Here is a 21,706-nt window from a genome sequence, read left to right on the forward strand (position 1 = left end):
TAAAATAACGGAAAACCATATCGGAAGCAACGCCAACCATAGGATTTCATAGGTTTCATAAAGATCGAACGAAAAATAGACCATAAATATTCCAAAAAGAATAAGCCCAATAATCAGCCCATTATTTCCTCTTCTCATAAAGGCATTAACTTTCTGATGGATTATGTCTTTTCTCCCGTTCAGAACGACCAACCAATTGGCGATATTTTCAATTATCTTTTTCATTTTACAAAAAGCTGATTTCAAGATAGTTAAAAGATGTTGGACACCTTTACATTTTCGATGTGGCGTTTATAAATGGGAGGGAAAACAAAAAAATTTGTGGGTCGGGGAAAGAAAGGTCAAGCGGCCTTTCGCCGCTTGTTCTTTCGCGCGGCTCCGAGGGTGTCGGGAAAACCGGAGCGGAAAGACTTCCCTGGCGGACCGGCGGAGTGTGTCCGCATCGGGAGGATTGGAGTGGAAGGGTTTTTCGACTTCCGCAGGGGCTTGGATTATAAAAAGATATACAAATACTTTAATGAAGTTTTAGAAAAGTAAGCAGTTCTATCTAGGGGAAGGTTACAAAAGAGCCTTTAGTGTAATGCCAGCCACATCAACTCGCCGTCAATTGTTAAAGACCCACTGGGTCTTCACGATTGCCACGCCCCTCGCCTATTGGTTGACCAAAATTCTCTTAGGCCGTTTCAAACCTAATATTAAACTCTGGTAAAACAACATCTTTAATTTTAGCAATAGCTTCACTAACTGGCCTTTCAGATTTTCTAAGATTTATTGCCATATGGTTAACACCCACATTTTCATATTCTTTTAAATATTCTGTAAGATGATTAATACCTACTGTACCACCAAAACGCTGTGGTTTAAAAGTCGCATTATCATTTGGGTCTAAGTTTAAATGTATAGCCGTGATATAAGGTTTTGCTGCTTGGTCTTCATCATATAAAGCATTACACCAGTATTTCCTGTTCTCTAAAGTTTCCGCTACCGGTCTTGGGTAATTGAACCAAGCTTGCGCGTTTTTGGCAATCCAATTAATACTTTGTCCGGAATGACCAGCAACTACAAGTGGAATGTCTTTCTTGGGTTTTGGATAGACTTCAATACCGCTAGTTAAAAAATCATACTTAGAATTTAAATCGCTATTGATTTTCCAAGCTTCTTTAATGATGTCAAGATTATTTCTAAAGATTTCCGGTCTTTTATTATAATCGATATTATACATCGGGAACTCCACAGGTCTGTCTCCCAAACCTAAGCCCAACAAAAGTCTGCCATCACTTAAATTTTCTATGGTAGCAGCAGCTTTCGCTAACTTTATTGGCTGTTGCAATGGCAATACAATGGCTGCGGTACCCAACAAAATGTTTTTGGTAGCTGCAGATAAATATCCCAGGTATGGCAAGGTGTCAAACAATTGAGCACCATCACCAAAATTAGGGTCGTACACAGGAACATCTCGCATCCATAAAGCTGCGAACCCTGCATCGTCAATTTGTTTTGCAAATGCTAAATGGTTAGAAATATCGGGCACTCCAAAAGGTCTGTTATCTTCTAACCGTTTGCGATTTCCTTCTGATGACCAATCATTATCTAAGGGAAACTCTATACCAAGTGTCATTTTACCTGGTTTGTATAGTTTATCAAATGGATTCATAGTGAATTTATTAAATTCATCAGGCATCCTTAAAGGACACCTGATGAATTATGGTATTAAGCATTCCAGATACTATCTGCAGTGTATGGTCCATTTTCAACTTCCCAAAATTTACCATCTATAAAACGGTGCCCTTTATCCAAATCCCTCAATAACGCTATATCTTCTTCAGTAAGCGTATGGTTTAAAGTCTCTAAATTCTGAAGTAATCGCGCTTCATTAATAGATTTAGGAATTACCGCAATGCCTCGTTGCATAGTATACGCCAATGCTACTTGTGCAGGCGACATACTTCTTGAGTCAGCGATGTTTATTATCGTGTCATTTTCCAACAAACGTAGCGTGGTGTTTTCATCTCCAAGCGAACCTAAAGGTGCGTAAGCGGTTAGCAGTATATCGTTTTGTACGCAAAATGATTTTAATGCTTCCTGCTGTAAAAACGGATGCATTTCCACCTGATTCATCTCTGGTTGATGCGCTGCAGTCGCCATTATTGCTTTAAGCTGATTTTCATTGAAATTACTCACCCCAATATGCTTTGCAAGTCCTTGTTCCAAAGCAGCTTCCATACCTTTCCATGTATTGGTTAATGGCACTTCTGATAGTGGAATAAAATCGGATGCTTTTTCTGGCATCTCAGTTCCTTTTTTAAGAGCTACTGGCCAGTGGACAAGATACAGGTCTAGATAATCTAGTTGTAAATCTTCTAAAGTCTGATTCAACGCAGGAACTACATTCTCCTCACCGTGAGAAGAATTCCATAATTTGGAAGTCACCCATAAATCTTCACGCGTAACCAAATCTTGTTTTATGGCTTCAGCAATGGCGTTACCTACTTCTTTCTCGTTTCCGTAAGCCGCAGCACAATCTATATGTCTGTATCCAATTTTAATCGCGGAAAGTACTGCATTGTACACTTCATTAGGTTCAGAACGGAACGTTCCTAAACCTAGAATTGGCATTTCGTCGTTGTTTCTAAATTTTAATGTAGTCATCATTATATATTTATATTTTTTCTTTTTTGAATAAAACTAGGGTCAACAAGAATCCTACGATTACTAGTATACCACCTACCCAAGGTGTCGCTTCAATTCCTAAGCTTGATTCTACAACCATTCCGCCTACATAAGCGCCAATAGCGATACCTACGTTAAATGCAGCAATGTTTAAGGCAGATGCCACATCTTCGGTTCCTGGTAAGTATTTTTCCGCCATTTTCACCACATATAATTGCAATGCTGGCACGTTTGAAAACGCTAGTATTCCCATAAAAAACAAAGTTACTATCGCAAAAATCTGACTAGAGGCTGTGAAGTATAAAACGAACAACACTATGGCTTGTAAGGCGAACATGACCAATAAGGCTTTGCCTGGTTTGTTGTTAGATACTTTACCACCAATAATATTTCCTATGGCTATGGCAATACCATAAATTAAAAGAAATACACTGGTCATATCTGAAGAGAAACCGGTTACGTCTTCCAATAATGGCGTTAAATACGTGAATGTGACAAACGTACCGCCATAACCAAATGCGGTAATGGCTAAAACCAATAAAATAGACGGATTTTTAATCACTTTTAATTGGTCTATAAGACGTAATGGTTCCGATTGTTTTATGTTTTTGGGCACCAACGCTAAACTAGCTATAGCACCAATTGCTCCTAAAATAGCAACACCAATAAAGGTAGCCCGCCAGCCAAAATTCTGACCTATGTAAGTACCTAAAGGCACACCTGTTACGATTGCAACGGTAAGACCTGCAAACATTATAGAAATGGCTGTTGCTCGTTTATCTTTTGGGACTAAACTAGCTGCGATGGTAGAACCGATGGAGAAAAATACACCGTGAGCAAAACCTGTTACGACTCTTGACAGTAGCAATAATTCAAAACTTGGTGAAATTGCTGCTAATCCGTTACCAATTATAAATAGTAACATAATGCCCATTAATAACTGTTTTCTTGGAATTTTACCTGTTAAGGCGGTTAATATTGGTGCGCCAATTGCCACGCCAATGGCGTATAGACTTACTAATAATCCTGCTGATGTTAACGATGTGCCTAGGTCGTTTGCAACGGTAGATAGTAGGCCTACAATTACAAATTCTGTTGTTCCTATGGCAAATGCACTTATGGTCAATGCCCATAATGCCGCTGGTAGACTCTTCTTTTTAGCTACCGTTGTATCTCTATATATTGTTGATGTTTCCATAATTTCTAATTGTTTTTTGTTATTCTTATTTAATGGCAACCGGGTTTATTTGCACTTGTGTAGACCCTTCATATAAAGGATGTCCAAGTACAAAAAGAAATTCCCAAGCTTTATCTTCTACCAACTCATCTACAAGAATATTTTCTAATACTTGTACACCGTATTCGGTTGCCATCATTTGATTCACAGGGAAAGAAAGTGCACTGTTTTCGTGTGGTACTGCTTCAAAAGACCAGTTGTCCGCTCCTGCTGCAACAATTCCTTTTTTACCTAAGTAATGCGCAGCTTCAGTACCAATCCCAGGTCCGCCAGCTAAATAGCGTTTATCATCTTTACCCATTAATTTTGTCCATCCTGTGTAAAACAGAACCACATCTCCTTTACGGATTTCAATGCCTTGTTTTTTAGCTACTTTTTCAATGTCTTCTACCGTAAAAACAGTGCCTTCTTTTACAATATCTTGATTGTAATATGAGCGCATATCTAGCACAACACCTCTAGTTACAATTGGAGGTAATTTTTCTAGACCTAATTTTTTTACACCAGAAACGGTTAAAAAATCTTCTACTTTATGTCCGTTATAGTGCACATTGTCTCTACCGTAATGTGCTAATCCGTTTATTTGCGAACCAACACCTGTCCAACCTATTAATTGGTCATCTACGTAAGTGAATTTGTTAGAACCTGCAGCAGCAGTTTCTGGCTGTAAAGTTTCTATATGAAAGTATCTATGACGGAAGGCTGCAGTTTGTGCATTAACTACCATTCCTAAACGGTATACTTTTCCTTTTTTAACCAATTTTACTGCATCTAAAACCGTTTCTTCATTCAAAAGGTTTAGTGCGCCAATTTCATCATCTATACCATAGGGAGACGTTGGTACTTGTTGCGCGTTTGTAGTTAAAGAAGTAAAAAGTGTAGCTGCTAACGCAATTGTTTTTAATGTATTTACTATTGTTTTCATTTTGATATGTTTTTAAATTTCTTATACAAATTTCCGTTTAAAGCGAGGGTTGTACGAGGATGTATATCACCATTTTAGAGTGATGTATGTCACATTTAATAGTACTCATACATCACCCATTTTTTTGAGATACTTACTCTTCAATTTTAATTTTTAATACCAAATAAGGCGGCTTGCTCGCATCTTTTCCTTCATTCAACAAAGGAAGATTATGAAGTTGATTTGCTACGATATACAAGTAGTTTCCGTGTATGGCAACACCATCGGGCCAAGACAGGTCTTTTTTAGATTGTGCAATGGTTTTCATTCCAGCAGGAGTACTTTCTACAATGGTTGAATTCTCAACATCCGTCACATAGACTTTACCGTTTGCACCCACTTTAAATCCGTCAGATTTTGGTTTGTTTGCATAAAACTCGATGTACTTATTCAGATCGCTATTTTGCTTACTTTCATCTGCTAATACTGCAGACGGAATACGGTAAATTTTGGTGTTTCCCATTGCACCATAGTAGATGTAATTGTTTTCGTCATCAATAGAGATTGGGTTTAAAGGGTATCTTGGTTGTATGGTTGTACCATCGTTTCTTTTGTGAGACACTAATCTTCCGTGAATTTTTACCGATTCATCAACAGGTAAAAACGAAGAATTTCCTTCTAAAACACGTCTTATATAACCCGTTTCTAAATTAATCACTACAAAAGCTGGCGCAATTGGCGGATTTAAAGCATCGGTCATATCTGCAATTACAGCGGTGTTGTTTTTCACATCGATTACAAAATCCTGTAAAAAAGGTTTTGATGATAATACCGTATTCGGAATAGGGAAAACCTTTGTTACGTTACCGGTAACTAAATCAAAACCAACCAATTTTGGAGCCTGATTTTGCTTTACGTTACCCATATCCAACACCCAAAGAATACCGTTAGCATCGGCTTGAATTCCGATAGTTGAATTGATACCTTTTATACTTCCGTTTTCTGGTTTTACTATCCATTCTTTATCGCCAAACGGAATAGCTTCTCCATTAGGCAAAATTTCTTTCACCATATATTTAGAAGCACTTAATGCGCTCATTGTTACAAATATTCTTCCATCGTTAGAGACTGTAATATTCCCTGGTCTTGATTCTGGAAATGTTGCTAATGTTTCTAGTTGTGCTTGTCCAAACATTGCGTGATTCATCACTAATGCTAACAAGACTGTTTTTATTATTGTTTTCATTGTATTTATTTTTAAAATTGAATGTGATTTGATTAGTTGCCTAAAAATTTCTTTTGGGTTGCAGGGTCTACCCAGATTACATCGCTAGGGTCTCTGGCAATGGCATCAAAAACGAGTACGTCTAACGGACCTTCTAAAATTTTTCCGTTTCCGTGTGCTGTGCCTTTACCCCAGAATAATAGGTCGCCTCTTCCTGCAACAACAGGACCTTTGTCAGCCACATAAAATTCTGCTTTGCCATTTAAAATGTAGAGGTAGGCATCAGATTTTGCGTGGTAGTGCATAGGCACTTCGTCATACAACCTAAAGATTCTTACACCTGCGTGTTCACGGTCTAATAATCTGATGTCTTTAATGATTCCGTTGTGACTTTTAGGGAGTAGCGTTACGTATTCTTCAATATTGATAATTCCGTAGGAGTTACCCATTAACGGTCTTTTGTCTTCTTGCGCACAGGCGCTAAAACCAATGGCAATTACTGTAAATAATAGAAATAGTGTTTTTGTAGTTTTCATAGTACATTGTATTTAATTGTTCGATACAAAATTCTATGAAAACCAAGGGGTGTGCGAGGACATACATCACGGATTTTTTGTGATGTATGTCAATTTTGAAAAGTGATTTAAATCACTCTTAGCTACTAAAACGACTTAAGGTCTCTCTGGATACGCCTAAATAAGAAGCGATTAATTTTTTAGGAACGCGTTGTATTAATTTTGGAAGTTTATTTAAAAGGTATTCGTATCTGCTTTCTGCGGTCATTGTGAGTAAAGAAAGTATTCTTTGTTGCAAATTTATATAACCGTGGTTGGATTTAATTCTGAAAAAGTTGGCAACGGCAGGCACTTCAAAACAAATCTTTTCTCTGTTTTCCAGCGACAAACAAAAAAACTCGGAATCTTCAAGACAATCCACAAAAATAGTCCCAGGTTCTTGATGCTGAAAAGCACAATGGTCGCTCACCCAATAGTCTTCCATAGCAAATTGAAGAATATGCTCCTTGCCTTTTTCGTCTATGGAATACGCTTTAACCAAGCCTTTGATAATCCAATATTCAAAAGCTACAGGTTGCCCCACTTGAATTAAAAATTGATGCTTTTTCAAGCTTTTAAATTCAAAGTGCGATTTTACAATATTCCACTCATCATCAGTTAAAGAAACAATTTCTTCAAAATGCTGTCTTAGTAAATGAAGCTTTTCTTCCATAAAGTAAAAATACTTTTCTTTATTTAAAATATTATTTAATGTTGCATATTAAATTGGATACACAACCAGCCAAAGAGCATAAATTTACTTTAAACAGTCATTAAAATTACATTTTCATTCCACACACTTTGCCTTGTCTCCTATAGTCGGTCAGTTAATAAATGTTTATTCATGGCCAGTTATTTTTTTTTAAGGTATTCATGAATCTAGAATGTGATTTCATTACCTTTTCAGGGAGGGTTTTTATAAGAAAAATTTAAAGAAAGTGTGGTGCCAAATACTTTGCTTTACCCAAGCAAAGTGTCATAACGCAAGACACTATAGTACAAATGTTATTATTGCTTTTTTATGAGAGAAGGCCATTGAAAGCTATAATTGATATGTTTTAACTCTTTTTCATTGGAGGTAAATCGAAAGCTGTTGCTTCGTGCTCAAAATGATTTCTGTGTGAACCATCGCAAAAAGGTTTGTTATTAGAACGTCCGCAACGACATACACCTAACACTGTTCTACCTTGTAAGTTATATGAATTACCTTGGCTATCTACAATTTCAAAATCTCCTTCTACTTTTACAGACCCATTACTATTTATTGTTAGTTTTGTTTTGCTCATAATATTAAATTCTTTATTTGATTTTGGTAAAAATATGAATATAGATTTAATTATTATTGCGAATAGTTAAGAGTTATTAGCTTTAAAACAACATGTAATAGCTTCTTTTATTTATACTCTTTACTAGACAAAGTATATACAAAAAACACAACTTATCAAATAGTGAATTTGCCTTCATCTCAAATAAAAAAACTATTCAAAAAAAGGAATTGAAAATAATACTAAAAAAGCAGTAGATACTTTTAAATAAGGATAATCCATTCCACACACATTACGCTTCCCTCCTACGTCGGCGCATAAAAAGTGTTCCATTAACATTGTAGAAGAAACTTTTTAGAATAAATTTTTTCAATAAATTGAGGAAGAACCTTTCGCTTTTACCAAAGCAAAGTTAAATAACGCAGAACATTATAGTACAGATTGGCATATCTAGATGAAATCAGGTGTATAGCTGTAGGCTATAATTCTATTATGTAAAATATCCCTCACGTTTGTAGCTTTTAAGCGAATTACCAACAGGGTCATCAACCTTTTTAATTTACGTAGCTTCAAATTTTCCACACGAATGAAATTTTATTCTAAACTTCGAAATTCATCAACCCTGACGACAAACCTTTCATCTGTACTCATAATTTGTCATTATGTCAAATTGCCGCACAGCCAATCGCCCAATTGCTTTTTTAAAATAAACGCTTAATGGCGTTCATTTTAAACACAATTTGCCAACGCTTGGCCAGCGCCAAAAAAGCAAAACTTTTAGATTTTTTTGAAATATGCGATTTATGAGAAACTGTCCGCAAATAAATTTTTCAGGAGATTCTCGTCAGCTTGCCGCAACAGCTCAAAATTTAGAAAATAAAATTTCTGAGCCCTTGCTATCTCTTGTCTCTGTTTCAACAGATATTTTAGGTGTTCCTTACATTATGTAAAATAGGATTTCAATATGGTAACCAGTAACCGTAATGTTTTATCTTTTTTTCTTGATAAAAAAAGAAACAAAAAAATCAAGGCTTACAGATAATTTTGGAAACAATGTACGGGTCGGTCACTAAATTTTAGGATCCATTGTAACTCTCAAGATTGATTTGAGGTATTATAGCTACTTTGCCAGTCAACAATTATTGTAACCAGCGCCCTAAAATTCTTAACGCTCCTCTCCCCTATTGTTTTACCAAAATTCTCTTGGTAGAGTAATCTTAATTGAGAATTTCTAAAATCCTAACATATTTATCCAAATCTCCTATTTTTACAGTATCTCCTACGGCCTTTCCTTTTAGTGCTGCTCCCAAGGGAGATTTGATATTTATTTTCTGAATTCCATTTGACTTTTCTGCTTTTGATACGGTATGTTCGACTAAATGGACTTTCAAATCTTTGTCGATATTCAAGTACTTTACTTTTACTTTGCTATTTAAATCAATAGTTTCCTTAAATAATTCAGTTTGAAAATCTTCATTTTGAGTAACGGCTTTGATGGTTTCTTTTAAGTCTTTTTGTAAGCTCGGTGCAACTTTAGCGATTTCATGTTCGATAATGGTTATGTTGTCCGTAAATGCAAGACCTGTTCTCGATTTATCTTCAAAGACTGAAGGATTACTATTTTCAATTTTCCTTATGAAGTCTACCAATTTTTGTGTTTCTTTTTGTGGATTCCTCCACCAATTTGTACTCCATATTCTATGAAATACAAAACCATGTCCCTCAAGAATCTTTTGTCTATGTCTATCATGCAAATAGGCTTCTTGACTAGAATGATATTCTGCACCATCACATTCTATTGCTATCTTAGGTAATCCTATATGTTCAGTGTCATAAACTATATCGATTCTGAAACCAGCAAATTGGAGTTGAGGGATGATTTTGCTTTCGTCAAAATGTTTGGTCAGGGCTTCGTAAACTTCTTCTTCAAATGGAGATTCGAGGTCTTCATTGAAATTGTCAATGGACCTGCTTTTTGTTGAATTTTCTGCCAATGTATTTAAGACGGAAATTCTTGCTTCATTATCTTGGTCGCTTACTGCTTTTGCATACGCTAAATAAGCATAAAAAGCTCCTCTTCTGTTATTCGAACCTTCGGTAATCAAATGTTCTTTATAGTTCATAAAGACTTCTAGCGGAATTGACGAACAAACATATACTTTATATTTTGCCCTTGTAATGATAACATTTAATAACTTGTAACCTTTTTGGTGGTTAATTGAGCCGAAACGTTGGGCAAATTTCCCTTCTTTGTTGATTCCATAGGTCGTGGAAAGAATTATTACGTCTCTTTCGTCACCTTGAATGTTTTCTAAATTCTTTACAAAAAATCCGTTTTCCTCTAGTTCAACGATTTTTTCATTAAAATCCCTAAATCGTTCAAATTTTCGTCTTTCATTTATTTTTCCTAAAATGAGGTTTCGCTGGTTAATATTAAAGGTTGCTACTCCAACAGTCGGATAGTTGCCATCTGGTAAGAGAGAAATATTATTGTCAATAATCGATAAAACCGTTTCCGCTTCTGCATCATTTGAATTATCGGAATATGTGCCATTAACAGGAACATAATTAATCGGAATGTAATCAAAACTATTCGGAAGTGGTTTTAAGCGTTGATTATAAAATGCATAATTTGAATAGTCTATTAAATAAGGATGTCTTGAACGATAGTGAAAATCCAAATGTTTTTTTTCAAAACCTAGAATAGCTGCGAAATCAAGAAGCGATTCACAATCCAACATTGAGTTGCCCAACGTATTTCTAATCCTGTCTTCTTCCTCTTCAAATTTATCTTCATCATCAATTGTTCCGTCGAATATTTTGCTGAAATAGTTTGAAGGCGGCATTTGATGCTCATCTCCCGCAATAACAATTTGTTTTCCTTTCAAGAGTGCAGGCAAATTATCCTCCAATTTTAGCTGACTGGCTTCATCAAACATGACAATGTCAAAATATTGATTTTGTCCTTTAAAGAGGTTACTGGCTACATCGGGTGTGGTCAGAATAATTGGGAAAAATGTAGTAAACAAATCCATATCCAACTTAACGATTTCTCTTAAGGATAGTCTCTTATGTTTATTACTGGCTCTTTTGTTGTACAGATTTTCAACTGCTATATCTGGATTTCTGTTGTCAAAATCTCTTGTAGCATCAATTTGTTTGGAAAACCAATATTCCCTAATATATTTTATCTGTTCTTTTTCAAGTTCAGACAATGATTTTCCTAATTCTACGTGGTCGTTATCGTTTGTTGGCAAGTCCATATTTGCCGAGTTCACGAGCATTGAATTGAGGTAGAAAATCAAAAATGTTTTTCGCCAATCTTCTTTTTCAATTAGTTGGTCTATTATTAGAGCGTCTTCTGTCGGAAGGGAATTGTAATACTGAAACCATTTAAATTCAATCGAAAAAAGGTCATTTTCATTTCCAAAAAACGATTCTTTGGATTCAATTAGTTGTTCAACAGCCTCGACAATAGACTTGTACGATGTTTGACTGAGGTCGACAGTACTCCAATTGTCTTCAAGGATTTTTATTTTTAAACTGGTAATTTGGCTTTTAATTGAAAGTAATAGCTCATTTTCAAATTCTCCTGCAAGAGGTTGGAGAATGTCTATGGACTCGAATTCGGTTTCAATTTTGCTTTGAAAATCTTTTTTGGTGCTCTCAATGATTGATTTGTATATTTCAAGGCTCAATTCTTTATCATCAATGGTTTTAGCATAAACAATAGTTTCAAGGTCTTTGCTTGCCTTGGTTGTATTTTGAATTTCGGCATACGAAGTGTTTACTTTAAACTGGTCATTAATGATAGTTTTTTTTGTTTTGGAGAAAATTGAAACGGCTTTATAGATAAAACTTTTGGTTTTTTCTTCATCATAAAAATCGTCTGCTTTCTCGTATTTAGAGAAAATTTTCAAAAGTGGGTTAGAAATTTTATGAATTTTTTCTTCTTGTTGGTTTAACTGCTTTTTTCTAATGTTGTAGAAATCTTGCTCATACAACAAAACCTGTTCTCCAATGTCTTCAAGTTCCTTCTTATAATATAAAAAGTCATCTTGTATTTGCTGTTCGATAATGAAAGGATTATCCCCAATTAATTTTGAGGAATTCAAAAAAGACAAATCTTTGTGAAGTTTGTACTCGTTGTTAAGATTTTGCCCTTTTCTAATCAGTTCAAGCAATCTATTGAGTTCCGAAGATTCATAGGAAAAAGTATCTTTTGCCAAATCCAGATTAGATTTTTCTGAATTGTCCTTTAATTCGGAAAGTAAGGAGCCGACAACGCTAGTCCAATTCTTATTGCCAATCAATTTTCTATCTAATTTCTGGTGTCTCTTGTTTATTGCATCGATTAGAGCTTTAGATTTTTGAATTATGTTGTCCAAAGTTTCTTTGGAATGTGTGTATCGATATCTTCGATAAGAAGAATTGTCAACTCTGTCTCGCACCGAATCTACAGCAAGTCTTCTGTCTTTTATAATGTCTTTGATTAAAATAGACTGATAATTCAGTCCTTTTTTGTTTAAGGCATTATATAAAACTTCTAATGCAGTTCGTTTTTCGCAAACAACTATTGTCTTTTTCTGATTTTCAAGTGCATTTACTAATATAGCGGTTAATGATTGGCTTTTTCCAGTTCCTGGTGGACCTTGAATAAGAATATTCCTAGATGTTTTTAATGAATGTAAAATGCCTTGTTGAGATGGGTCGGTTTCAACTGATGAAATAGGTTGAAAAAAGTGTTTATCCATATCTTCAAGGTCAATAGTTGCACCTTTCAGTTCTAGCAAATTTCCATAATCGTAGATTATATTTTGTTTTTGAACCTCAAAAATGGAAAACAGACCGCCAAAGTCAATAAATGAGTTATTGGAGGTTAATGGTAGTTTTTCGTAATATTTTTTTTCTGGAATGGATTTTATTTCGTCAAGTTTTTTCTCAAACGTATCTCGAAGGTCATTTGGAGTTGTGCTATTTATGGCTTCAATAATGTTTACACAAATCTCCAAAAGCTCATTTCTATCAATTAAACCGTCATCCAAGTGTTCCCTAGAAATTTGGTCAATCTCGATTTTTGAATCGTTTTGTAAGTGATTGATTAAAACTTCATTGATATAAATTGGGTCGTCCTCATTTCGAAGTATCTCCCAAGTGTTAAACTCTTTTGTACGTCTTATCCTCAAAGACCAAATTAAAATTGGGGCTACAGTCAATTTATTGTCTGATTGGTCGCGTCTTATAAGCAAGGGAAACCCAAAACCAAAGGTATTCAAACCTTTTTCAGATTCGATTGCGTCTGTTTGGTTAATTAGATTTTCAAATGATTTTGTGATTTTTACCAATTGGGTTTGGTCTTCTTCAAAAAGCGAATTCAAGTCCGGAACATTATCTTTCCAGCTTATTTTGAACTTTAAGGGTAATTCTGTAAGTAAGGAATTGATGAAGTTATTAGGGAGGTTCTCGTCAATGTGAGAAAGTCTGGTTAAGTCAAACTTATACCTTGAACGTGCAGGTATTGCATTTAGATGAACACCTCTTCGGCTACCAACTTTTAGTCGGTTTTGTAATTCAATTAGTAGCTTTTCGGTTATCTCCATATTGTTTTGGTTAAAATTGGGTCACGTAAAATACTGTCTTTTTTAATTTAATTCATGGTTTTTCTCATTTGTTTGAGAGTTGGAAAAAAACTTCTTCATTCTATCAACTCTTTAAAATGTTCGTAAATCATGACCATAGCTAATGTATCTAGCTCACAGTATTTTAGCAGAGAATTGGTTAGCCCATCGATCTCACTACGGGTCATATCTGTATATTGAAGTTTGCTATATGCTATTAAAGCAGCTCCTCCATTAGCAATATCTTCTATCTCTGATAATGTATTTTCTATCTGTTCCTCGCTCCATCCTTCAAAAACTGAAGGCAGTATTTTATACGGGTTTTTAACAACACCATTGTCTATTACCAACCAAACATGGTCATCAGGAAAATTTTTACTGGTTACGTTTATTCGATTAATTGGTTTGGAATATTTTTTTTGCAATAGTTCACTTTTTGCTAAAGATGAGGGTAATACGGCTTTTAATGAATTAGAACCATTAGTTAAGGGATTATAATAATATCGCTTTTCAATATCCCATAAATCCACCATATCGCGTTCTCCCTTCCATTTTAATACACTGTCCTTAGTCGAGTGAGATATTGATTGTATAAAACTGATAAGTGAATCTTTATCTATTTCATTTGAGTTTAATAATTGAATGTAAATAGCGTTTAAGATTGTATTCTCGTGATTTGAATACCTAAATATAGTGCCATTATCATGCTCTAAAGCAGCTTTTAGCGACCTTATGAATTCAAAATTAGGGAAGACACTAGCTTCATTATTTATGTATTCATTAGCATGAACTATACTTCCATCTTTCCGATAAATATGATGTGAAAACTGAAAAGCAATTTGTTCATAGGGTCTCAACCCTTTGTTAAATGGCAATGCAGCAGCACTCGTTTCAAAGTCGATGAAGTGAAGAGGGTAGTTAAATCTACTTATCTCCGCTTTTAGACCAACTGTGTCTACGTGGATAGATGAGTCTTTATTATTCTCCTTTTCAATTTGTAACCATTGCCTATGTGAAGTGGTTAATCTCTCTGGCTCCTCTTTTAATCCTATATTTTCTTCAGTAAGTTCACTTTTAAAATAAATACCACTTTCAAATAATTTACTTCCTTTTCTAAAATCGTGAATATCAAAAATATTAGGCTTAAGAAAGTCTTCGCTAGTCCATTTATGTTGCTTTTTAAAACATTCTTTAAATCCAGATTTTAAACCTTGCGCTTCTTCTAAATTCCCATATTTAAACTCACATTTTTTACAAGAAGTAAATGCAGTTGGCCAATTAGTATATTCATCCTTTACATATTTGTCTCGGAATAGTTGAATTGCATCTAGAAACATCAAATTTGAATGATAAATAAATTTGTTAGACTCAATATCAGATATAATTTGAGAAATATCCTTTCGCCCTAAAACAGAATCTCCTGTTTCTTGTAAAGTCTGCACTTTCTTTATAATTTCTGTACGACTATTCCCTTGATTAGTAATCCTAAATAGTTGATTCAAACCATTAATACTAGTTTTTTTTGATTTATCAACCATCATAAGAAATGACCTAATTTCCCATTTCGGGAAGGATTTTTGAATAACATATTTTTGGAATGCGACATCAAATAAATAAGACTTCCAACCAGATACCAAACCACCTCTTTTCCCAACTAATAAATATTCGTCTTCAGGGGTAAATGATTTGGATTTCACTTCTATAAGCTCAATGATATTTCCTTTTTTAACCAGAACATCTGTTCGGATAAACAATCCATCAAATAAAAAAGCTGCTTCATAAATGATAACATTGTCTTGCTTTAATAATTCTTGTGTTTGGTTCCATGCGTATTCATATTCCCAAGGATTACCCTCAATCAAAATTCCATTTGGATAATGCATTCTAGCAAGTTCTTCAACTTGGAAACCACCTTGAGCTAAGGCTTCTAAGAAAGGGTCTTCATTTTTTGTATTTGAATAGTCCTTTTTGCCTATGTAGTAAAGCTTATTTGGGCATTCAAGACCTAATTTGAATTTTGATTTTGTTAGTAATCTCATTATGGATAAATTCGACTAATTACTCAACTTGATTGTTTTAGTCTTCGTTTCATCATAAGTAAGTTACCGCAATAGACTGTAAATTTTGGAGCAAATCAAATATAACAATTTAACAACTAATTAATTACGGAATTCCGTAGTAAGATTATAATATGTAGAAAAATCCCATTCCACTCACATTGCCTTGTCTCCTATCGTCGGTCGATTAATACGCGTTCTATTGACTTTTTAGACGCTATAATTTTTAGCAGCTTGAGGTTCTTTGAAAAATTTAGGCTAGTTGATGCAGTTGGTATTTAGAAAAGCTTTGTGTTTTCTAACTATAACTTCTATAAATTTTTAAAGGTATTCTGCTTTGTTTTAAAAACTGTTAAAATTCCAATCTGGATTTAAACTATATTTTCTTTCCAAAAACTTATTAATTCACTTTCTTTTCCATTAAAAATATCTCTATCACATAATCCTATGCCATCAATGGGCACCGCACCTGGTCCATGAACACCATCGGTAAACTGCCATAAGGTGTAATTGTCCCAACCTATCGGTAAATTTGGTTTGGATGCATAATCTGCAACCCAAAGCCAACATTTTGATAGTATCGGATCTATTCCAGATTCCTGTTTTAATACTTCTTTTAACAGCGCTCCACCATAAATACCTGGATATTTACCTGTTTTTAACTGAACCTGTGATACAAAGTCTCTTGCCTCATGCAGACTCATATTAGATTCTCCAGGTGTAGTAACTACTTCAAAATCTAAGACTAGCAGGATATCATTGTTTGGTTTAACATAATCTAAAAACGCATTCGCCTGGTCTATACCACTTCCATTAGTACCAAAATGATAAGCTCCCCATAATAATCCTAAATTCTCAGCGATTTGCTTTCGAATAGGATACATTTTGTCATGAAAAAGTGTTCTTCCGCTAGATTGGGTTGCTTTGTGTAATATGCCTAATATACCTGAAGATTGTACTTTATTTAAATCTACATTTTCATTCAAATGTGAGATATCGCATAAGGCATTTAAAGTACCTGTGGGATTAAAATCTAACGCATTCATAATTTTTGATTTATAATTTTTTGATAAAATTTAAACTGATAATATGCTTTTAACGAAGCACAGTTATTCCTAATATTGGTATATTTCGATTGTTTGTTATTAACGTATTCATACCTTCTAAAAAATAATTACGCCTTCGACACCTATTCAATAATCGTCCTTTGCCATTCATTATCATTTTTATTTGGCCATTGTAACCCAACTAGATTCTGTGGATAAGACGTGAATTGTTGAATGTCTTGTGAGAAACTCCAAACCATCATTCTTTCTTTTTCACTACCGGTTGGTTGCCAATTGGTCAATTCTTTTGTTGTATTCACAGATGTAAAACTGCTACCATGCCCAATCGGTCCTACGTTTACACCAATTGACAATTGTTCATTTGTCATCCCTTGATTTATGTACTGAGAATATATCTACTCCAAATCAGATGCATCATCTCCATAGTTCATAATTCCTCCGAAAGTCAAATAGTCTTTTAAGGCTGGAATCTCAGATATTTCGGCAAAAAGCGCCTTTGTGATAATCGTTCCAACCGTAAAAGTTTCGTACATCGTTTTAACGGTTTGCGTTTAAATGTTCCCAAAATTCGCGTACTCGTTGTCTATGTTGATTCCATCCAATTCGTAACCCGCTTCAATAAATATATCATTTAGATAGTTGACGAAGGGTTGAATTTTTTCTTCTGGAATAGAGGACCATCCACAACCACATCATTTCCCAGAATTGTAAGAATAACGGCAATGCGTTTGTCCTGTAATGTTTTATAAGATCCATCAAGAAGTGTTTGCAAATCTGGAGCAAAATCTAGGTACGGAGGATCAAATGATGTCCTTTGGTAAATGTCGCCCCATAAGGTCAATGACATTAATTTGCGGACTTCCATCTGCTCGTGTGTAGTTGAGGATGTCGGTTAACGGAACGACTACTGTTTGATTTCCGGTTAGAGCGGGTGGCGGAGGCGCAGCTGGTCCAATGCCAACTTCAGGAAGCCAATACGCGGATACCATTTTTGTGATAGGCAAATTCAATTTATTCATGATTTATCTATTTTAATGATTAATATTTAATTTACTCTAAAACTGGCTTGTTGAATGAATTCCAATCCTTAACATTTGGGTTGATGTTTCCTATCTGCCAGTTGCTACTATAAAATACAGCTATTTTCCGTGGCTTCCTGACCCCATACTATTTTGTTTTATTCTAATTAATTAAGGTAAAATTGAACTGACTTGAATGTTCTCATGAGTTCCTTCAACAGAAGCATCGTAAGTAATATCAACCGAACTTGCTCCGCTAAAATTTGCGAATGGATTGGTACAAGTGAAACTTATAGCTTCTCCTAGACCTAATAGATTCACTGATCCTGCAGTAGTATTTGCTGTACTTTTGTATACTTGGATTTGCCATATGTGACGCTGCTTGTTTTAATGTGATTGTTGCCATAATAAAATGTATTTAAGATTAGTTTAATTGAGTTATTATACTTTAACTCAGTACAGTAATACTAATAATAGGAATACACTTCATATTATCTAATTGGAGTTTGTCTACTCCTTCAATAAAATAGTCTTGCGCCTTCTTTTTCATTTTAACATGTATAAAACTACTGTTAGGCTTATCAAATCCTCCCGGTTTTACGGTCAATACAACTGCACCTTCTCTTTTTCCCATGCTACCAACCAACCAAATAGTACTACTATCCTGTATGTTATCTGCTTCTATACTATTAGATACTTCTAATAAAAATTGTTTCATAACCTTAGCTTTTTTTAGTGTAATTATTCCAAGTAATATCTGTTATACTTTCTGTAGGTCCTAAGTTAACATTGGCCGCAGCTATTATAGCTGCATCGGCTTGACCCTTTGGTACTGGTCCTTGGCCATGAGTAGGCACCACTCCTAAGTCTTCAACATAATTGATATTCACATATCGAATACTTCCATTAGTACTGTCAGTAATTTGAACTGAGGAGACTTTGAAGTATAAATGTTTTCCATGACTTCCATTTCCCATAATTTTTCGTATTTAAGAATTAACTTTTATTTGATATATTTAGTTGTATTGTCGTCTTTAGACTAGCTAGCGTCGCTATCATCATCTTTCTTCTTTTCATGTAACATCTCTGGATAATATTTCTGCATCCATTGTACTGCAATAGTGCGTTCTGAGATATGTTTTAAATAAAAATTGATTGGAACTCCACCATCGCCCTTAGCTGCCATCTTTACAAAATCGTCAATAGCTGTCATAAGCGAATTCATATCGATGACCTTATTGGCTTGTGTATCAACGTTAGCTACTGCGTCAACCGACCCTTTGATATATTCTGTGTTCATTTTTTCTACAGATTGCCCTTTTTTTGATTGTCCTGCCAAACTTGCCATTGATTTTATACCATTATTGCTAGCATCTTGTGTAGCAGCTAATTGTGCCATATGTTCTTGAGGTGTACCTTTTAAAGCTTCTACAACACTCTTTATGTTGCTTGATTTTATTGATGGAATAAGTCCCATAGTAATAACACTACAATGTGATTGAATATCTGAAGAACTCATCATCGCCTTTGCTGTTCGTGCTGTTTCTGCATCGACACCAAAAGAACCTTCCATTTTCGCTAAAAAGAGCCCTTCTTCAATAGAACCACTTGCTTGAGTTGCTGCTGATCTAGCGCTTTGACTGGTTTGTGTTTTCTCAATTTGCTCAAAATGAACAAAGCCTACAAAACTTGACCCATACGTAGCACCTATAAGTACAGGCATACCATTAGCTTGATCATCTGCTGTCAGAGGAACACTTGCCTTTTTTAGCATTTCAGCAGGATCTTCTGCACCTTCCCACGTTTTACCAGAATAACTAACATAGTTATCTATAGCTCCCTCAATATCAAGTACTATCGGTGAAAATACTTGAGCATTTTTTTGAGTACAGTTAGCGCAAATAACCACAGTACCAACTATATTTCTATTTTTTGTTGCTGATGTGACAGCTGAATGCGCTGATGCTCCAGCTGATGCTCCCCAAGTTGGTCCTAAAAATGAAGAAACTTTTGTTCCAACAAATGTAGAAATGGAATTTGCAGTTGATCCACTTTTTTGTTCATTAGAAGAATACCTATAGTATTGCACATCCATATTCATACTATCTGAACTAATTGGGAGCTTTTTTAATTGTGAAGCATCAAAATCTAATGGGCTTTGTACTTGTGAACCAATTTGTTTTTGACCTTGTTCGGCCCTAAGACTAGCGATGGCATTTTCTGAAGCTATTACTGCGGTACTTAATTCTCCCGAAGCCTTTATAACTTCTTCCATAATAGTACTAATATTTTCATTAAATGATTTCAATTGTTCTTCCCCTGCACCAAGGCTAATGAGTTCTCTGGCAGTCATATCAAGACTTAGTTTTTGTCTTAATAGCGCATTCACTTTATTTCTTGCGCCATCTACAGGTTCTTGTAAATTTGCAATCGCTTCTAGGTCCTTAATTTTATTTGGAGCTACTACCATGCCAAGTACTAGACTTGGATCGAATGGAATTGTTGATGTTGGCATATCTTTTATATTAAATTGATAATTTGTTTTTTATTACTAATTAAGACCTAAGCCCATTTTCTTGTCATAAGATGTTTGGATGGCTTTCCATAACTTCTGGCTGTCTTTACGATTCGCTAAAATGAGTTGCGATTCTCCTTGAGCAGTAATGTTCCAGAATTTCACCAAGTCAGATACAAATTTTGAAAATGCGGTAATAAGTGTTGCATTGGCTTTTGTCATGTCTCTTCCGAAATCATCAGTTGCTTGAGCAACCTTTACGGCGTAGTCAAAATGACCATTATGCGCTTTAATTTCGTTAGTTAAACTAGATTGTGTGTTTTCCCAACTGTTAACACCACTCACTCGTGCACTGTAAACAGTTTCTTTTAAATTGGCTTCAGCATTTTCACGAACTTCTTTGTAAGTATGTACTGCATAATCCCAATTTACTTTTGCTGCTTCAATTCCTGCACCACCTTTTATACAATTAAGCAGAAAGTCTGATTGTTCTTTATGGCTGCTTTGCTCAAAAGTGAATTTCGCCTTTAATAAATCGCTAATGCTTCCAGGTGCATGCTGTTCGATTTTTTCAATTAATGGAATGTAGCTGTTTGCCTCCGGTGTATTCATTACCTGTCGATACATTTTGAAAACTCCAGGCACTCTAGGTTTAGAAAGATCTTCACCTAATTCCTTTAACAAATGATGCATCATAGCATCAGCTTGCTCCATAATGTGTTCTGCCACAGTAGAATGCACAAAATTTAAATTTTTAAAGTCCCATTTTGTTCTTTTTTCCTTATCAGATATCACTGTGAATTTTAAGTCATCTGAGTTCTCGTCGATCGGCCTTTTAGTAGCGGAATCTTTAACGTCATTGTTTTTTGCCTGTTTTGCCATAATTTTTATATTTTAATTATAAATAATTTAATTGAATTCTAAGGTCTTTTGATTTTTACAATCTGTGAGAAACAATTTTCAGAAAGAATAACATGTTTTTCAAAAGAAGAAATATAGTTTTCAGTAATTTGAACTCGATTTAGAAATTCACATTTCAACTTCTTCTCAAATTTGAAAAAATAAAACCTTTAAATAAAAATAGATGAGTGAATGGTGGGTTTATCTTAGTGGGTAGTCAAAATCCTTATGTAAGCAACTGATTGTAAATTAATTAAAAAAAGAAAACAACCAAGAAATGAAGTTTTATGTGGTTCTAAAGCGCTTAAACACCTCTTCTTTATGTGCCTTACTAACAGAATTTTTTTTTACCAATGAAGAGCATATTTCCTTCAAACCCACTAACGGAGTTGATATTAATGACATAACTTCTATGAATTCTTAAAAACGATCAACGGGTAGTTGTTGTCCTATTTTATTAAGTCCTACGGTGTATTTAAAACAATCTGATTTAGTATAAATGACACAATAGTTACTTTCCGCTTCTAAAAAGTGTAACTGAACACATTAAGAAACTTCTCCAGCCCTAATATTCTTTTGTTTCATCTTGGCCATCAAATTCTGCATATCTTCCCCTACCTTCTTTTCAACCACCCGAGCATAAATTTGCGTAGTCGAAAGTTTGGTGTGCCCTAA

General features: G+C 34.8%; 20 protein-coding genes and 1 pseudogene. 1 reads left to right on the forward strand and 20 read right to left on the reverse strand.

Annotation, left to right across the window (positions count from 1 at the left end):
• The 9 genes from BLS33_RS24180 to BLS33_RS24225 form a co-directional block, all read right to left on the reverse strand.
• Window positions 1-225, reverse strand: a 225-nt coding sequence (locus BLS33_RS24180; protein ID WP_143017688.1) for a hypothetical protein, incomplete at its 3' end; no start/stop codon positions are given.
• Between the two features lie 448 nt (window positions 226-673).
• Window positions 674-1,681, reverse strand: coding sequence for a TIGR03571 family LLM class oxidoreductase (locus BLS33_RS24190; RefSeq protein ID WP_089895860.1), 1,008 nt, complete (start codon window positions 1,679-1,681; stop codon window positions 674-676).
• 29 nt (window positions 1,682-1,710) lie between these two features.
• Window positions 1,711-2,652, reverse strand: coding sequence for an aldo/keto reductase (locus tag BLS33_RS24195; protein ID WP_317039884.1), 942 nt, complete (start codon window positions 2,650-2,652; stop codon window positions 1,711-1,713).
• Between the two features lie 7 nt (window positions 2,653-2,659).
• The gene (locus tag BLS33_RS24200) at window positions 2,660-3,868 is read right to left on the reverse strand and encodes an MFS transporter (RefSeq protein ID WP_089895895.1); all 1,209 of its coding nucleotides are present in this window, start codon (window positions 3,866-3,868) and stop codon (window positions 2,660-2,662) included.
• Between the two features lie 25 nt (window positions 3,869-3,893).
• Window positions 3,894-4,832 carry a cyclase family protein gene (locus BLS33_RS24205; RefSeq protein ID WP_089895862.1) on the reverse strand — a complete coding sequence of 313 codons (939 nt, stop codon included), beginning with the start codon at window positions 4,830-4,832 and terminating at the stop codon, window positions 3,894-3,896.
• Window positions 4,833-4,965: 133 nt separating this feature from the next.
• Window positions 4,966-6,057, reverse strand: coding sequence for an L-dopachrome tautomerase-related protein (locus BLS33_RS24210; RefSeq protein WP_089895864.1), 1,092 nt, complete (start codon window positions 6,055-6,057; stop codon window positions 4,966-4,968).
• Window positions 6,058-6,089: 32 nt separating this feature from the next.
• A complete protein-coding gene (locus BLS33_RS24215) occupies window positions 6,090-6,572 on the reverse strand; it encodes a cupin domain-containing protein (protein WP_089895866.1) in 483 nt (160 codons plus the stop codon).
• A 118-nt stretch (window positions 6,573-6,690) separates the two neighbouring features.
• On the reverse strand, window positions 6,691-7,263 hold the full coding sequence (locus tag BLS33_RS24220) for a Crp/Fnr family transcriptional regulator (protein WP_089895867.1): 573 nt from the start codon (window positions 7,261-7,263) through the stop codon (window positions 6,691-6,693).
• Window positions 7,264-7,648: 385 nt separating this feature from the next.
• Window positions 7,649-7,876 carry a CDGSH iron-sulfur domain-containing protein gene (locus tag BLS33_RS24225; protein ID WP_089895869.1) on the reverse strand — a complete coding sequence of 76 codons (228 nt, stop codon included), beginning with the start codon at window positions 7,874-7,876 and terminating at the stop codon, window positions 7,649-7,651.
• Window positions 7,877-8,658: 782 nt separating this feature from the next.
• On the opposite strand from BLS33_RS24225, the gene BLS33_RS25020 reads away from it, so the two are divergent.
• Window positions 8,659-8,805, forward strand: coding sequence for a hypothetical protein (locus BLS33_RS25020; RefSeq protein WP_176801501.1), 147 nt, complete (start codon window positions 8,659-8,661; stop codon window positions 8,803-8,805).
• 267 nt (window positions 8,806-9,072) lie between these two features.
• On the opposite strand, the gene BLS33_RS24230 is transcribed toward BLS33_RS25020, so the two are convergent.
• The 11 genes and pseudogenes from BLS33_RS24230 to BLS33_RS25260 all read right to left on the reverse strand — a co-directional run.
• Window positions 9,073-13,455, reverse strand: coding sequence for an AAA domain-containing protein (locus tag BLS33_RS24230; RefSeq protein ID WP_089895872.1), 4,383 nt, complete (start codon window positions 13,453-13,455; stop codon window positions 9,073-9,075).
• Between the two features lie 95 nt (window positions 13,456-13,550).
• Window positions 13,551-15,512 (reverse strand): DUF2779 domain-containing protein, encoded by a 1,962-nt coding sequence (locus tag BLS33_RS24235; RefSeq protein ID WP_089895874.1) that lies wholly within the window; start codon window positions 15,510-15,512, stop codon window positions 13,551-13,553.
• 389 nt (window positions 15,513-15,901) lie between these two features.
• Complete coding sequence (locus BLS33_RS24240) at window positions 15,902-16,576, reverse strand: glycoside hydrolase family 25 protein (protein WP_089895877.1); 675 nt, start codon at window positions 16,574-16,576, stop codon at window positions 15,902-15,904.
• A 143-nt stretch (window positions 16,577-16,719) separates the two neighbouring features.
• Window positions 16,720-16,965 (reverse strand): hypothetical protein, encoded by a 246-nt coding sequence (locus BLS33_RS24245; protein WP_089895880.1) that lies wholly within the window; start codon window positions 16,963-16,965, stop codon window positions 16,720-16,722.
• A 27-nt stretch (window positions 16,966-16,992) separates the two neighbouring features.
• Window positions 16,993-17,130: a hypothetical protein gene (locus tag BLS33_RS25025; protein WP_176801502.1), complete on the reverse strand. Its 138-nt coding sequence runs from the start codon at window positions 17,128-17,130 to the stop codon at window positions 16,993-16,995.
• Window positions 17,131-17,397: 267 nt separating this feature from the next.
• Entirely contained in the window at window positions 17,398-17,616 is a 219-nt protein-coding gene (locus BLS33_RS24250) for a hypothetical protein (RefSeq protein ID WP_089895882.1), read from the reverse strand.
• Window positions 17,617-18,064: 448 nt separating this feature from the next.
• Window positions 18,065-18,334, reverse strand: a complete 270-nt coding sequence (locus BLS33_RS24255; RefSeq protein WP_089895885.1) for a hypothetical protein — start codon at window positions 18,332-18,334, stop codon at window positions 18,065-18,067.
• A 4-nt stretch (window positions 18,335-18,338) separates the two neighbouring features.
• Complete coding sequence (locus BLS33_RS24260; RefSeq protein ID WP_089895887.1) at window positions 18,339-18,593, reverse strand: hypothetical protein; 255 nt, start codon at window positions 18,591-18,593, stop codon at window positions 18,339-18,341.
• 62 nt (window positions 18,594-18,655) lie between these two features.
• On the reverse strand, window positions 18,656-20,131 hold the full coding sequence (locus BLS33_RS24265) for a hypothetical protein (protein ID WP_089895889.1): 1,476 nt from the start codon (window positions 20,129-20,131) through the stop codon (window positions 18,656-18,658).
• Between the two features lie 36 nt (window positions 20,132-20,167).
• On the reverse strand, window positions 20,168-21,013 hold the full coding sequence (locus BLS33_RS24270) for a hypothetical protein (RefSeq protein ID WP_089895891.1): 846 nt from the start codon (window positions 21,011-21,013) through the stop codon (window positions 20,168-20,170).
• Between the two features lie 564 nt (window positions 21,014-21,577).
• A pseudogene (locus BLS33_RS25260) lies at window positions 21,578-21,706 on the reverse strand (site-specific integrase); the annotation flags it as partial.

The sequence above is a fragment of the Kriegella aquimaris genome (assembly GCF_900103215.1).
Lineage (GTDB): Bacteria > Bacteroidota > Bacteroidia > Flavobacteriales > Flavobacteriaceae > Kriegella > Kriegella aquimaris.

Excerpts from the sequence above, each read along its gene's own strand:
- BLS33_RS24190 (WP_089895860.1), bottom strand. The coding sequence starts at position 1,681 with ATGCCTGATGAATTTAATAAATTCACTATGAATCCATTTGATAAACTA.
- BLS33_RS24195 (WP_317039884.1), bottom strand. The coding sequence starts at position 2,652 with ATGATGACTACATTAAAATTTAGAAACAACGACGAAATGCCAATTCTA.
- BLS33_RS24200 (WP_089895895.1), bottom strand. The coding sequence starts at position 3,868 with ATGGAAACATCAACAATATATAGAGATACAACGGTAGCTAAAAAGAAG.
- BLS33_RS24205 (WP_089895862.1), bottom strand. The coding sequence starts at position 4,832 with ATGAAAACAATAGTAAATACATTAAAAACAATTGCGTTAGCAGCTACA.
- BLS33_RS24210 (WP_089895864.1), bottom strand. The coding sequence starts at position 6,057 with ATGAAAACAATAATAAAAACAGTCTTGTTAGCATTAGTGATGAATCAC.
- BLS33_RS24215 (WP_089895866.1), bottom strand. The coding sequence starts at position 6,572 with ATGAAAACTACAAAAACACTATTTCTATTATTTACAGTAATTGCCATT.
- BLS33_RS24220 (WP_089895867.1), bottom strand. The coding sequence starts at position 7,263 with ATGGAAGAAAAGCTTCATTTACTAAGACAGCATTTTGAAGAAATTGTT.
- BLS33_RS24225 (WP_089895869.1), bottom strand. The coding sequence starts at position 7,876 with ATGAGCAAAACAAAACTAACAATAAATAGTAATGGGTCTGTAAAAGTA.
- BLS33_RS25020 (WP_176801501.1), top strand. The coding sequence starts at position 8,659 with ATGAGAAACTGTCCGCAAATAAATTTTTCAGGAGATTCTCGTCAGCTT.
- BLS33_RS24230 (WP_089895872.1), bottom strand. The coding sequence starts at position 13,455 with ATGGAGATAACCGAAAAGCTACTAATTGAATTACAAAACCGACTAAAA.
- BLS33_RS24235 (WP_089895874.1), bottom strand. The coding sequence starts at position 15,512 with ATGAGATTACTAACAAAATCAAAATTCAAATTAGGTCTTGAATGCCCA.
- BLS33_RS24240 (WP_089895877.1), bottom strand. The coding sequence starts at position 16,576 with ATGAATGCGTTAGATTTTAATCCCACAGGTACTTTAAATGCCTTATGC.
- BLS33_RS24245 (WP_089895880.1), bottom strand. The coding sequence starts at position 16,965 with ATGACAAATGAACAATTGTCAATTGGTGTAAACGTAGGACCGATTGGG.
- BLS33_RS25025 (WP_176801502.1), bottom strand. The coding sequence starts at position 17,130 with ATGTACGAAACTTTTACGGTTGGAACGATTATCACAAAGGCGCTTTTT.
- BLS33_RS24250 (WP_089895882.1), bottom strand. The coding sequence starts at position 17,616 with ATGAATAAATTGAATTTGCCTATCACAAAAATGGTATCCGCGTATTGG.
- BLS33_RS24255 (WP_089895885.1), bottom strand. The coding sequence starts at position 18,334 with ATGAAACAATTTTTATTAGAAGTATCTAATAGTATAGAAGCAGATAAC.
- BLS33_RS24260 (WP_089895887.1), bottom strand. The coding sequence starts at position 18,593 with ATGGGAAATGGAAGTCATGGAAAACATTTATACTTCAAAGTCTCCTCA.
- BLS33_RS24265 (WP_089895889.1), bottom strand. The coding sequence starts at position 20,131 with ATGCCAACATCAACAATTCCATTCGATCCAAGTCTAGTACTTGGCATG.
- BLS33_RS24270 (WP_089895891.1), bottom strand. The coding sequence starts at position 21,013 with ATGGCAAAACAGGCAAAAAACAATGACGTTAAAGATTCCGCTACTAAA.